This window comes from Propioniciclava soli (assembly GCF_038502305.1).
Taxonomy (GTDB): domain Bacteria; phylum Actinomycetota; class Actinomycetes; order Propionibacteriales; family Propionibacteriaceae; genus Propioniciclava; species Propioniciclava soli.
Map to the genome: position 1 here is coordinate 3,006,207 of NZ_CP115965.1, position 13,691 is coordinate 3,019,897.

9 protein-coding genes are annotated in these 13,691 nt (G+C 70.8%); 2 read left to right on the top strand and 7 right to left on the bottom strand.

Translation table 11 applies throughout. The annotated features are described in order from the left end of the window. Nucleotide 1: 1 nt before the first annotated feature. A complete protein-coding gene (locus tag PCC79_RS13600; protein WP_342372145.1) occupies nucleotides 2–2,056 on the bottom strand; it encodes an alpha-galactosidase in 2,055 nt (684 codons plus the stop codon). 124 nt (nucleotides 2,057–2,180) lie between these two features. Between PCC79_RS13600 and PCC79_RS13605 the strand changes: the two genes are divergently transcribed. Next, on the top strand, nucleotides 2,181–3,008 hold the full coding sequence (locus tag PCC79_RS13605) for a hypothetical protein (RefSeq protein ID WP_342372146.1): 828 nt from the start codon (nucleotides 2,181–2,183) through the stop codon (nucleotides 3,006–3,008). Between the two features lie 6 nt (nucleotides 3,009–3,014). Here the strand turns inward: PCC79_RS13605 and PCC79_RS13610 are convergent, their stop codons facing one another. The 5 genes from PCC79_RS13610 to PCC79_RS13630 form a co-directional block, all read right to left on the bottom strand. After that, nucleotides 3,015–3,869, bottom strand: a complete 855-nt coding sequence (locus PCC79_RS13610; protein ID WP_232548341.1) for a carbohydrate ABC transporter permease — start codon at nucleotides 3,867–3,869, stop codon at nucleotides 3,015–3,017. Beyond that, a complete protein-coding gene (locus tag PCC79_RS13615; RefSeq protein ID WP_342372147.1) occupies nucleotides 3,866–4,810 on the bottom strand; it encodes a sugar ABC transporter permease in 945 nt (314 codons plus the stop codon). The genes PCC79_RS13610 and PCC79_RS13615 overlap by 4 nt, the downstream gene beginning before the upstream one ends. Then, entirely contained in the window at nucleotides 4,807–6,126 is a 1,320-nt protein-coding gene (locus PCC79_RS13620) for an ABC transporter substrate-binding protein (RefSeq protein ID WP_232548339.1), read from the bottom strand. Before PCC79_RS13620 ends, PCC79_RS13615 begins: the two co-directional genes overlap by 4 nt. Nucleotides 6,127–6,297: 171 nt before the next feature. After that, nucleotides 6,298–7,200, bottom strand: coding sequence for a serine hydrolase (locus PCC79_RS13625; protein ID WP_342372148.1), 903 nt, complete (start codon nucleotides 7,198–7,200; stop codon nucleotides 6,298–6,300). Beyond that, nucleotides 7,197–10,538, bottom strand: a complete 3,342-nt coding sequence (locus PCC79_RS13630) for a DUF5107 domain-containing protein (RefSeq protein ID WP_342372149.1) — start codon at nucleotides 10,536–10,538, stop codon at nucleotides 7,197–7,199. The genes PCC79_RS13625 and PCC79_RS13630 overlap by 4 nt, the downstream gene beginning before the upstream one ends. Nucleotides 10,539–10,594: 56 nt before the next feature. Here PCC79_RS13630 and PCC79_RS13635 point away from each other — a divergent pair, with 56 nt between their 5' ends. Beyond that, nucleotides 10,595–11,563 (top strand): AraC family transcriptional regulator, encoded by a 969-nt coding sequence (locus tag PCC79_RS13635; RefSeq protein WP_342372150.1) that lies wholly within the window; start codon nucleotides 10,595–10,597, stop codon nucleotides 11,561–11,563. Here the strand turns inward: PCC79_RS13635 and PCC79_RS13640 are convergent. Further along, nucleotides 11,553–13,628: an NPCBM/NEW2 domain-containing protein gene (locus PCC79_RS13640; protein WP_232548335.1), complete on the bottom strand. Its 2,076-nt coding sequence runs from the start codon at nucleotides 13,626–13,628 to the stop codon at nucleotides 11,553–11,555. The two genes, PCC79_RS13635 and PCC79_RS13640, sit on opposite strands and share 11 nt — an antisense overlap. Nucleotides 13,629–13,691 lie beyond the last annotated feature (63 nt).

Below are 13,691 nucleotides of genomic sequence, written 5' to 3' on the forward strand. Positions count from 1 at the left end.
GTCAGCTCAGGACCACGACGGCGGCCCCCGTCTCGGGTTCCAGGTCCACGAGCAGCTCCTGTGCCACCCAGCGCGCCGACCCGCCCGTGACGCTCATCCGCTGATGCGGTTGGTGCCGGCCGCTCCACGGGCGCAGCACCACCGTCTGTGCCGTCTCGGGTCTGCCGAACACGAACAGCACGACCCGCGGGTCGTCCTCGGCCCCCACGTACTCCACCACGTAGCCGTGCCGGGCAGGGTCGCCGTGGCGTTGCACCGTGCCCCCCAGCACGACTGGGCGGATGTCGCGGTACAGCGCGATCAGGTCCCTGGCCAGGTGCTCCTCCTCGGGCGACCAGCCGCGCAGGTCGGCCCCCACCCCGAGCACGCCGCACATGGCGACGCAGAACCGGTAGGTCAGCGAGGCGGGCGTGGTGTCGAGGTGCCCGGGGAGGTCGGTGACCCACGAGCTCATCGTCGCTGCGGGGTACACCGACAAGGACCCGTGCTGGATGGCCAGCCGGTCCCGCGGCCCGGTCTCGTCGCTGGGCCACACCACGTCGCTGCGTTCGAGCACGGACGCCGCGATCCGGGCCCCGCCACCGCTACAGGCCTCCACGGTCACGTCCGGGAACTCCGTGCGCAGCGCGTCCAGCAGCCGGTGCCACGCACGCGTGTGCTGCAGGTTGGCCTCGCGCCCGTGCGGATCCCCCGCCCGCACCGCGTCGGTGAGGGCCCGGTTCATGTCCCACTTGAGGTGGTCGACGCCGGTACCCGTGAGGAGGCGCCGCAGGGTGCCCAGCACCCAAGCCTCCACCTCCGGCCGGCCCAGATCGAGCACGTACTGGTTGCGGATCGTCACGGGCTCGCGGTCGGGCGAGCGATGGATCCAGCCGGGATGGGCCCGGAACAACGCGGAGTCGGGGTTCACGCCCTCGGGCTCCACCCACAGCCCGAACCGCATCCCGAGCCCGTGCACCTCCTCGACCAGCGGCGCGAGACCCTCGGGGAAGGCGACCGGATCCGGCGTCCAGTCACCCAGCCCGGCGGTGTCGTCGCGGCGACCGGCGAACCACCCATCGTCCACAACGAACATCTCGCACCCCAAGGCGGCGGCCCTGCGGGCCAGATCGCGCTGCTGGTCGCACCCCACGTCGAACTCGGTCGCGTACCACGAGTTGTACGTGACCGGACGCCGGGCCGCGTCGGTGTCCCGCAGCCGCTCGGCGCGATGGTACGTGTGCCAGGCGCGGGCCGCGGCGTCGGCGTCCGGCGCCCAGAGACCGAGCAGCTCCGGGCAGACGAAGCTCTCCCCCGGCTCGAGCAGGATCGGTGTTTCGTCGTGGACGCCCGCCGCCACCCGCACCCACCCCAGCCGGGGGTTGGCGTGCACGTCGAGCCGCCACGACCCCGACCAGGCCAGCGCCACCGACCAGCATCCGCGGCTCGCGTCCGCCGGGTCGCCCAGCGTGGCGACGGGGGCCCACAAATGCGACGTGAGGCCCTGCCGGCTGCCCATGCTCCAGGTGCCCCGGGGCAGGACGACGCGGGTCGGCGTGAACTCCTCGCACCAGCCCCCCGCCAGCGCGTCGATGACGGCACCGCTTGGCAGAGGCAGGTTGAAGGCGCCGGTGAGGGCGCGCGCCAGGGTGAGGGGGGCGTCCCCCGCGTTGCGGACCGTCGCCCCACGCACGAGCACGTCGTGCTCCGCCGAGACCCGCCAGCTCAGCTCCACCTCCAGGCCCACCGCGTCATCGCGCAACAGGCACGTCACGGTCTCCCCGCCGTCGGTGGACGCGCGGTGTGGTTCCCCCACGAGCCGGACGCGAGCGCCGTCGCGCCGGTCGTCGCGCCGTATGAGCAGCTCAGACTCCAGCACGTGGCGGGTTCCGGCGACGCCGAACTCGTGGGGAAGCAGGTCGTCGGGGGTGTCGAAGCCCGGCAGCACCGGCGGCGCGGGTGGCTCGACCTCGGCCTCCCGTGCCCCCCACCCGAGCAGGCGCAGACCGCTGCCGGATGCCGTCGGAGCGAAGGAGTAGCGGGTGTGCGGGGTGTGCAGCTCGATCGGCTCGCCCATCAGGCCAGCGTAGGAGAGCCCGCCGCCCCCGACCATGCGCGAACCGGCGGCCCGGCTGGAGGATTCTCTGCCCGAGCCACACCGGCCGCGCCCGCGCGGCCTAGTCTCGCGGCAGGAGGCAGGCATGACCCCATGGCATCCGGTGCAGCTCGCACTCGCGACCGACCCCGACCTCGGCGGTCGGTGGACGTCCCTGCGCGCCGGCAACCGGGAGTGGCTCTGGACGAACCCCGAACCAGCGATCGCCTCCGCGCGCCCCCAGGTCACGCCCGGGGACGCCTTCGTGGACGCCGGCGGCGGCGAGGAGTGCTTCCCCTGCCTGCGGGCCCCCCACGACCACGGTCTGGTCTGGAACCGGCAGTGGCACATCGACGGTGGCACGGCTCACGTCAGCGCCGAGGGTCACCACCTCAAGCGCACCGGGCGGGAGGCCGACGACGGGCTGACCGTCACCTACACCGCCACCGCGGACACGCCGCGCGACGTGCTCCACGCCACCCACCTGTTGCTCGACCTGTCCGACGCCGCCCAACTCCACCCCGGCGCGCACAGGCCGGTGGTGTTCCTCGACCCACGCCCCACCGCCGAGATCGAGGCCCTGGGCGGTGAGGACGCCTGGGTCCGGTCCCTGGGGCGCGGTCATCGGGGAGCCGTCTGCTACCTGCTGCCGGACTGCCGCACCGTCACCGTCACCGACGGCGACGACGCGCTCCGGCTCACCCTCGACGCTGCTCCCGACGTGCCCCTGGGCTTCGTGGTGTGGCGCAACCTGCGGGGCTGGCCGACCGACGGGCCGTACCGCAGCATCGGCGTCGAGCCCGTCCTTGGACGCGACGTCTCGCTGCCGCCCTCACGCCCCGGGGACGCCGTGCGCGTGGGCCCGGACGCGCCGGTGACCTGGCAGCTGACCCTCCAGGGGCTGCGCCGCGACGACGGCCCGGCGGACGCCTGAGTGGCGTTACTTGTTGGCGCCCACCAGCAGGCCGGACACGAACTGCTTCTGGAAGGCGAAGAACACCAGCGCCGGGGGCACCGCCGCCATGAGCGACGCGGCGGCGAGAAGGTTCCAGGAACTCGCGTAGGCGCCCTGCAGGTTGAGCAGCGCGGCGGTGATCGGGAACTTCGCCTCACTCTGCAGGGTGGTGAGCGCCCAGAGCAGGTCGTTGAACACCCAGGTCGTCGCCAGCGCGGCGAGGGCGGCCAGCGACGGGCGGCACAGGGGCAGCACGATGCGCCAATACGTCTGGACGGGCCCGCACCGGTCGAGCAGCGCCGCCTCGAAGACCTCCTTGGGCAGCCCGCGCATGAAGCCGTACAGCACGAAGGTGTAGAAGCCGAGGCCGAAGCCGATCTGCACGACGATCACGGCGGTCAGGGTGTCGTAGATGCCCATCCCCTGCGCGATCCGCGCCACCGGGATGAGCAGGATCTGGGGCGGCAGCAGGTTGCCCGCGAGCATGAGCATCAGGATGGTCCGCCGGAACGGGATGCGGTAGCGGCTGAGCGCGAACGCCGCCATGGACGCCAGCGCGAGGGTGAGGGTGACGACGAAGAACGTCACGATCAACGAGTTCCAGAGTCCTCGGCCCACGCCACCGGAGCGGAAAGCCTCCGGGAAGGCGGCGAAGGTGAACGAGGTGGGGAAGGCGCCCAGGCCGTTGAGGGCGATGTCGTCGAACGTGCGCAGCGAGAGCAGCACCACGAAGGCGATCGGGCTGATCCAGAGCAGGCACACCACCGTCAGGATCGTGTGGAAGGCGAGGGTGCCACCGAGGCCGCGGCGCCGGCGTCCGGCGTGGGAGAGGGCGGTCACAGGTCATCCTCCTCGGCGCGGGCCTGACGGGCGACGTAGGTGATGATGAAGATGATCGCGAGGGCGAAGATGACCACCGCGATGGCCGAGGCGTAGCCGAGGTTCACGTAGCTGAAGGCCTGTTCGAACATGTAGGTCGACAGCAGCTGGCTCTGGTTGAAGGGGCCACCCCGGGTCATGACCCAGACGATGTCGAAGGTCCGCAGTGAGTCGATGACGGTGATCGCGAAGATGACGGTGTTCACACCGGCCAGCTGCGGCATGACGACACGCCAGAACCGCTGCCACGCGTTCGCCCCGTCCACGGCCGCGGCCTCCTCCAGGCTCGGGTCGCAGCCCTTGAGGCCTGCCAGATACAGCACCATGATGTAGCCCACTTGGCGCCAGACCGCGGCCACCAGGACGGCCCCCAGGGCAGTGTCGGGGTTGGCCAGCCACTGTTGTTGCAGGTGGCCCAACCCGACGAGCTCGAGGGTGTTGTTCACGGGCCCGCCGGGGGCATAGACGATGCGCCAGAACAATCCCGTCACGGCCATGGAGATGACCATCGGCAGGAAGATCACGGTGCGATAGACACCGACGAAACGGCGCGGCTGATTGAGCGCGACGGCCAGCGCCAGACCACCCACGACGCTCAACCCGCCGAAGCCGAACACCCACAGCACGTTGTTCCACAACGCGGTGCGGAAGATGGGGTCGGCCAGCAGCCGTTCATAGTTCGCCGTGCCCACGGGCTCGGCCACCCCGACCCCGCCCCACGTCGTGGTGGACAGCCAGAAGCTGTTGAGCGCGGGCCAGAACACCCAGAACAGCTCGACCGCGAGCGGGACGAGCAGGAAGAACCACACCACCGGCGGCACGCGCCGGCCGAGGCGTGACCGCCGCGGCCGGCGTCCCTCGCCCAGGGCAGCGGCGGTCGCCGGGGGTGCGGAGGTGCTCACTGCGAGAAGACCTGCTCTGCGGCGGTCTGCCAGTCGGCCAGGATGACGTCGACGTCACCGGGGGCGTTGATGAACCGCATCAGCGCGGTGTCGGCCGTGCCCTGCAGCTCGTCGTTGGAGTCGCGATTGAAGAACTGCGTGATCTGATCGGTACCGTTCAGCAGCTCCAGGCCCTTCTGGATGAGCGGCGAGAACCCGGCGGTGTCCACGTCGGGATGCGTGGGCAGGTTCGGCGAGACGGCCTTCTCGATGAACTCCTGCTGAGCCGCGGCGCTCGCCAGGTAATCGGCCACCGCCTTGCCGCCCTCGGGGTTGCGTGCGTTGGCGGCGACCATGAAGCCGTCGGTGGGGGCCTCCTCCGCGGACGGGATGCTCGGATCGATGGTGGGCACGGAGAAGAAGTCCAGATCCGATTGCTGGTCCTCCGGCCAGTACGCGGTCGCGAACGTTCCGACCAAGTACATGGCGGCCTCGTTGCGAGCGATGGGAGCCGCGGCCTGTTGGGGATCCCACGACAACGAATCGGGGTGGAAGTAGGGCAGGATCTCGGCGTAGCGCGCCATGACGGCCCGCACCTCGTCGCTGTTGAAGGAGTGCTGGCCCGCGAGCAGCTCCCGATGGAAGTCGGCGCCGTTGACACGCAGGTCAAGGTAGTCGAACCAAGCCGCCGCCATCCACGCGTTGTTGGCGAGCCCGGTGGTGAGGGGGGCGACCCCGCGGGTCTGCAGATTGTCGAGCAGCCCCATGAACTCGTCCCACGTCTCCACGGCCGAGACGCCCCACTCCTCGAACGAGGAGGTCCGGTGGAACAGCGCCCACCAGTAGTAGTTGGTCGGCACGAAGTACTGCCGCCCGTCGTAGGTCGACAGGTCCTTCAGGGCGTCGGAGAAGCCGGACGCGTTGCCGGACTCCCACAGCTCACTGACGTCATACAGCAGGCCCTCCTCTGCGAACGAGTTCGTGACGGAGCCGGCGTACCAGGTGAGCACATCAGGGGCCTGGTTCGACGTCAGGTAGGTGGGCAGCTGGGCGCGGAACTGACTGGTGGCGACGGTGTTGATGGTGACATCGAAGTCGCTCACCCCGCCGATCACATCGGCCAGTGCCTGCCGTGGGCCCGCGTCCTGCATGTTCGACTGGAGAACGACCTCACGCGCCACCTCGGCGGGGGTGCCGCCTCCGGTGCCGGTGGAGGGCTGCGCGGCCGGCCCGGCGCCGGCGCCGACGCAGCCCGTGAGCACGGCGCTCCCGGCCAACCCGGCGGACCCCAGCAGCAGATTGCGTCGCGTGATTCCGAACGGTGACGAGTGGTTCATGATGTCCTCCGGTGGTGGAGCCGCGGCCTCGTGAGGCTCCCTTGGTTGACTACGGCGTCGATCCTGATGGTTGGTGCTCACCTGCGAGCACAAGGTCAGCGTAGAAGACCCTCCGCAGCGTCACCCATGGGCGATCCGATGCGCGACATGGACGAACAGACGAAAACCACATCATCCCAACGAGGGCAACAGATCGTCCCAGACTGCGCGGAGAATCTCGTGGGTGTCTCCCTCGTGGTGGGCGGTCACGGTGACGGCGGCAGCGTGTTCCGGCAGCACGACGCAGTGCTGCCCGTAGCGTCCGTCCGCTCGGTAGGCCCCAGGTGGTGTGCACAGCCAGACGTGGAGCCCGTACCGTCGTCCTTCAACGTCGGGCGTCCACCCGGAGGAATCGACGGTGGCCGACGCCATGAGGTCGACCCACTCCTCCGAGACCAGACGTCGTCCGTCCACGTGGCCCCGGCGGAGCAGCAGGGCGCCCAACCGAGCGAACTCTCTGGTCGTGAGATGCAGACCGGTGCCACCCCACGTGTGGCCCCGCGGGCAGGACGCCCAGAGGGGGTTCCAAATTCCCAGCGGCCCGAACAGACGCTGATCGAGATAGTCGCGCAGCGGCTCGCCACTCCGGTGCTCCACGATGCGCCCCAGGACGTAGCTGCATGCGGAGGAATAGTGGAACCGCGTGCCCGGTTCGGCCACGAAAGGTCCCGCCCAGAAGTCACCCAGGATGTCGTCGGATCTGAGTTCCTCGTCGGTGAACAGCGTGTGCTCATGACCGGGTGTCATGGTGAGGAGGTGCGCGACGGTCACGTCCGACGCCTCGGCCGCGGGACGTCGCGCCGGTGCGGGGAGCAGGTCGAGCGCACGGTCATCCAGATCCAGGAGACCCTCGTCGCGCGCGATGCCGACGGCAAGGGAGGTGAACGTCTTGGCTGCGCTGTAGAGGTTCACGCGCTCGTCGGCCCGGTACTGCCGAGCGACCAGCGGCGCGTCGAGGCGATCGACCGTGATGCCGTACACGGGCAACCCTCCCCGCACCCGCACCGAGAAGTGCTCCAGGAGGTCCGTCGTCACCCTGCGACCGCCGATCGCCCCGCGGCCAGATCGCGGTGCAGACGCAGCGCCTGCGGGTGGTTCGGGTCTTCACCCAACGCCTCGCGCAGGCGCTCGTTCGCCACGTCCGTATCACCCTCCAGTGTGGCCACCTGGGCTCTCAGGACGGCCACCTCCACCCGATTGCGCCGTTCGAGGTCGTCGGTGAACAGCAGCAGGCTCGGCAGCGAGGTCGCGAAGTAGTCCACCGTCGGCGTCGTCCCCGCCAGATCGTCCGACCACCGGGCCAGCCCTTCGACGAGGGTGTCGGCTCGGTCGTCCAGACCGAGACGCCGGGCGGCCAGCACCGAGAAGTAGGTCAGGTCGGAGAACGGTACGGCGGCCATCGTGCGGAAGTCCCCGACGGACTCGGCCGCCCGCAGCCATGCGGCGCGCGCCTCGTCATCGCGGCCCTGGGCCGCCAGCGCATCACCGAGCGCGACGTGCAGCGCGGAGCGGTTGGCGAGCGGATGGGGCCCCTCCCCCAGCGTCACCGGGGGGTCGAGGGCGCGATTGACGAACGCGACCGCGTCCGCCGGTCTGCCCCCCGCCCGGGCCGCTCCGGCAAGTGCGAGCAACGTCTGTTCCCAGGCGGCCAGGACGCGTCCCTCACCGCCCTCCCACGGCTGGAAGTCCCGCGCCTCGAGGATGCCCAGTGCCTCCTCGGCGCGTCCGAGGTGGGTCAGGAGTTCGACGTACTCCACCGTGAGGTCGTCGCGCTGGGCCACCAGCTCTTCGTGGGGGGCAAGGTGCGCCAGCCGCTGCTGCGGGGCGCGTCCGGTGCGCTTGCGGAGCTGGTCCAGCTCGTAGACCAGGCGGGCATCCCTCGGCGCGAGGGCCAGTGCCCGGTCGTAGTGCGCTTCGGCCGCGGCGGGGTCCCCGTCGATGTTGTGGGCGGCCACGGCGAGATTGCGCCGGGTGATGGGGTCGCTGTCGTCGAGTTCGATGGCCGTCACCCATGCCTGTTGTGCCTCCACTCTGCGGCCGACGTGGTAAAGCTGGTGCCCGAGCAGCCGATGGACCAGGGCGCAGCCGGGGTGCAGGTCCGTCAACCGCCCGAGCATGTCGAGATCTGCCGGACGCGAGGGGTGACACCACCGCGCGTCGGCGTGGGTCGCCGCACGCAGGGCCGTGCCGGCCTCCTCGGTTCGGCCCGCCCGCTCCAGGAGGTCGACGGCGTGCAGGTGCGCCAGCGGCGCGACGTTGACCTGACCCAGCGGAAGGGCAGCGGTCGCCGCCTCGGCGAGCAGCCCCAACGCACAGTCGGTCTCACCGACCGAGGCGTACTCCAGGGCGACGTCCAGCAGGGTGGGCCCGTCGGCGCCGGCGCCCTCACCGGCCAAGTGACGGGCCCAGGCATCCAGCGGGTCCACCGCCAAGAGCTGCTGGATCACGCGCGCCGCGTCCTCGATTCGCCCCGTCCGTCGCAACAGGATCGCCTCGATGCACCGCTCCTGGTTGCGCGGATCCCGTGCGCTGCCCGTGCCGGCCACCAGCGCGAGCGCCTCGGCATCCTCACCCCGGGCGGCCAGCAGGCGTGCCATCGCGAGGCGGGAGGGGGCCACCCACGCCTGGTTCCAGGCCGCCTTGCCGAAGGCGGCGAGGGCGGCGTCCACGCGACCCGAGCGCGCGAGCACCTGCCCGAGGCGGTGGTGCGGTTCCCCGTCGAGCGGGTTGGGGTTGCGGAGCATCAGCCGGTCAAGCGCGTGGCGCAGGTGCTCCTCGGCCGCGCCCAGGTCACCCCGCCGCAGGCACCCCACAGCCAAGGCGGTGCGGCAGCGCGCATCACAAGGATCGCGGCGCAACGCCTCCTCCCAGTACGGCTCGGGCCGGCGCGTGGCGTGCCGATACTGGGCCAGGTGCAGCCCGGTCGTGTAGAGCTCGTCGGCGGACGCGATGGCCTCCGGCGGGGGCGGTTCGGTGGCCGCGGCGGGCTCCGTGGCCACCGCCTCCGCGGCCCGGGGCGTCCACGACAGCAGCACCGCGCCCTCGTGTGCGACCGTGAGCGTCACCTCGTGGGCGGCGACCGCCCGGGGCAGCGCCGCGTCGACCTTCACCGGTGAGCCGGGGGCCGCGTCGAACTGGTCCTCCCACAGGGTGGCCCCGGTGGCCACGTCGGTGAGGGCGAGGCGCAGACCGGAGCGCGGTCGGGTGACGGACACCCCGATCCGCGCCTGCTCCCCCTCGACCAGCAGGGCACACGCGGCGTGCAAGGTGGCCTGGTGCACCGGCCCGATGTCCTGGAAGGGGTACCAGTACTGGCTGAAGGACTTGGTCTCCCCAGGTGCCAGGAAGGCGAAGTCGGGCTGGTTGTCGGTGTAGACGCCGGCCATCAGTTCGACGTACGGGCCGTCGGACTCGGTGAGGTTGCGATCCCAGGCCCAGCCGAACTCTGCGTTCCCCCACGTCCACTGCTTCTTGCCCGGCGAGATGTGGCGGTCGGCAAGGTGGATGAACCCGGCCCCCACCGCGTGGTCGTAGCCGCCGAAGAACTCATCGTCGGTTTCGACGCACATGTAGGAGGTGGGCACCTTGATGTTGCGGTACCAGTCGATCCGATCGGCCCCCGGGTGCTGTTCAGCGGCCGCCGGATAGTCCCAGCCGTAGTAGGGGCGATCGGCGCCGGGAAACGCGGTGATGGCGCGTCGGGCGTGGTCGGCCACGTGGTGCACGTCGGTCGGGAAGAACGACTGGTAGTGATCCCCGGCCCGCGCCGCAACGTTTGCCCACCACAGGAAGGTCTGGACGTCGTCGGAGCGGTTGTGCAGCCGCACGCGCAGCTCGATGACGGTCGAATCGGGACGCAGGCGGACGCCGTGCATGCCCTTCATACGGTGGAAGGGGTCGTGGTCGGCACACCAGACAGTGACGGCGCCGTCGTCCTCGTGCTCGATGTGCACTGCTGTGGGGAGGAAGGTGGCCGGCCGGTGGTGTTGTGGCCAGTTGAACTCGACGCCACCGGAGATCCACGGCCCGGCGAGGCCGACGAGCGCCGGCTTCACCACGTGATTGCGGTAGAAGAAGTCGTAGTCGCGGGTTCGGTCGATCGCCCATGCGAGCCGCCCGCCCAGCTCGGGCAGGACGGCGAGTTCCACCCACTCGTTGCGCAGCGTGACCAGATCCCAGGGCCGGTCCTGCCAGTCGTCCTCGATGCGTTCGTGGAAGGGCAACGGGTAGACCGCACCGGAGCTGCCCTGGTAGACGCGATTGTCGAGGTAGGCCGGGTACTGGTCCGGGTCGGCGGGCATGCGCGTGGGAATGACGGTGGGCTCGCGCCGCACCTGGACGGCCGCACGATCCTGCTGGGCTTCCTTGACCATGCATCCCAACCTAGGCAAACGACTTGGCCCGATGAAGGCGCATTAGGCTGATGGGCATGGACGGATCGATGATGGCCGAGGGGAAGCCCCCCGTGAACACCGGCTCCACCGCCCGCATCCCTGACGGATTTCCAGGGGAACGCATGCGCGTCCTCCCACGGCCCCTCGTGGCCAAGGCGCGTGCCACTCCTCCCACCGCCTCGGTGCTTGTCACCGATGCCGGGTTCTTCCCGCACGCGGCCCACCACGGCCGCTCGCGGGCTGCCGCAGACGAGACCATCGTCATTCACTGTGTCGCCGGGCGGGGGCTGTGCCGCGTCGGCACCCGCACGTTCCGCGTCGGCCCCCACCAGGTGCTGGTCATTCCCGCCGGTGTCGGCCACCGCTACGAGGCGGACGACGACGACCCGTGGACGATCTGGTGGGCCCACGTCACGGGGACCGCGATCGGCCCCCTGGTGTCGGCCCTGCACGCCGACGAGGCCCCGGTCTTCGACGTCGCGGAACCCACCCGGGTGTCGGGCCTGCTGGACACCATCCTGCGCCGCATGGAGACCGACGAGGGGTTGCGCTCCCTCGTGGCGGCCGGCGGCGCGGCCTGGCACCTGCTGTCGGTGCTCGTCGCGGATCGACGGGCCCCGAGCCGGGGCCGGGCCGACCCGATCGCCGAGGTCCAGGACTACCTGCGCCAGAACCTCGCCGAGCACATCGGCGTCGACCAGTTGGCCGCCATGGCGGGGTTCAGCGTCTCGCACTTCTCCGCCCTGTTCCGCAAGGCGTCCGGGTTCGGGGCGCTGGAGTACCAGACCCGCCTGCGGATGTCGCTCGCCCGCCAGCTGCTCGACACGACGGATCGGACCGTCACGTCCATCGCGCGCCAGGTCGGCTACTCCGATCCGATGTACTTCTCCCGCCAGTTCCGGCGCATCCACCACCTCTCACCCACCCAGTACCGGACGCGGTCGGGGTCCGACGCGGCGGATTCCGCGTCGGACCCCGACCGCGCCGGGCGACTCAGCAGGTGATGGACAGGTCCACCCAATCCGCCCGGTCGTTGTAGGTGGAGTCGCCGCCGTCGCCGACGACGAGACGCAGGTCGCGGACGCCGGTCGTGTCGACGTCGAACGTCACCAGCTCATTGCGACCGATGACCCCCGTCTCGAACAGCGTTCGGCCGTCCCCGATCACATGGAACGTGACCGTGGCCCCCTGGTCGGTGAACAGCGCCGCATCGTCGATGCCGGCGCCGCCGGTCAGGGTGGTGCACTGGCCACCCAGGAACCAACGGATCTCCGAGCGGGACGCCACCCCGAGGCCGGTGCTGTGCGTCGTGCCGTCGATGATCAGCGGCGTCCAGCCACCCACCGACCGGTCGATCGTCGGCTGCATCCAGCCGCTGGTGCCGCTGACCCACGGGTGGTGGGCCAGGTCGGCGGCGCCCTCCGGGGCTGCGGGCGCGACGCGGACGGTCACGACTCCGGCTGCCGCCGGCGCACCGCCGACCGTCGGGGTGATGCCGATCTGGTGGGTACCGAGTGCGGCATCCTGCGGAACGGTGAGGGTGAGGACGGCGGTGACGGTCCGCGTCGGCGGCAGCACCCCGATCGACGTCTGCCCGCCGACCTCCCAGCCCTCGGGAACATCGACCGTCAAAGCCACGCCGCGGGCCGGCTGGGTGCCGTCGTTGTTCACCGGAACCGCCACCTCGATGGTCGAACCCGCCGCGCTGAGAACCTCCGATGAGACGGTGGGGAGCGGCTGGCCGTCCACCCCGCGCACCTCCGGCTGGCCGATGACGACGCGGGACGTGCCCGGCCGGCCCGTCGCGCGCTCGACGCGCAGGAGCACGGCACCGTGGCCCTCGACCGTCTGGCGGATCTTGGTGTTGGCCTCCGCCACGTGGTCGGTCCACAGATCGGTGACCGTCACGCGGGCGCCGCGCAGACCGATCGCGGAAACGGTGGTCGCCACGGTCGCGGGGCTTACGGTGCGGTTGAGCAGCACGACCGCCTTCGAACCGTCGGCGAGGTCCTTCACCCACACCTCCTGGTCGCCGGCGCCGGACACGCGCACGGCCTGGTCACCCAGCGGGTCCTGGTTCACGGCGATCACGTCGGGGTCGGTGAGGATCGCCAGCGAGGTGTCCGACAGCGTTCGCACGTCCGACGCGATCATCAGCGGCGCCGCCGCCACGCTCCACAGGCTCATCTGGGTGCGGAACTCGGTGTCGGTCATGCCGAGCTGCGGGCCCAGGTAGTCGGGGTCGTTCCAGTGGCCCGGGCCGGCGGCCTCCGGATGCCGGGCGTTGGCGTCGTAGTTGCGCAGCACGTCCGCGAACTGAATCTGGCCGATCCAGCCGACGTCGGTGTAGGTGCGCCACGACTCCGCGATCTGGGGAGCGTAGGCCCAGGAGCCGGTCGACTGCAGATGCTCGGGGTACTCACCCCAGTAGGGCGAGGTCACCGGGTTGCAGAGGTTGACGATCATGGGACGGCCCTCGGCGTTGTTCCGGATGGCCTCGGCCATCGCCCCGAACTCGGTTCGGGGGTCGAGCTCGTTCTCCCACCCGCACAGGAAGTCCACCTTGACCGCATCGAAGCCCCACCGAGCGAACTGGTCGGCGTCCTGCTGCTGGTGCCCGCCGCCCGATCCGATGGTGCAGACCTCATTGGTGGGCAGCATCGGGCCGGCGTCGGTGTAGATCCCGGCGCGGAAGCCCATGGCGTGCAGGGTGTCGGTGAGATGGTTCAGCCCGTTCGGGAACTGGGTCGGGTCGGGGATGAGATTGCCGTCGGCGTCCCGGCCATCGGCGGCCCACCCGCCGTCGAGCCACACGATGTCGTAGCCGGCCTCGAGGAGGCCACGATCGAGCATCGACTGTGCCATCTCGATGAGTTCGTCCTCGGTGAAGTCGACCCCCAAGCCGTAGTAGGTGTTCCAGCCCTGGTAGGGCGTGGGCGCGAGCCAGGGCTCGGGGACGGAGGCACGGGCGGGCAGTGCGCCCAGGGTCGCGAGCGCCAGCACGGTGGCTGTGAGGGCGGCGAACCAGCGTCGCAGTCGGGGGCGCCTTGCCCAAGGGGTCACTGACATGGGTGCTCCTTCGATCGGCGATGACCAGGTGCGTTCACGCTAGCCACCAGGCTCCCGCCAGCT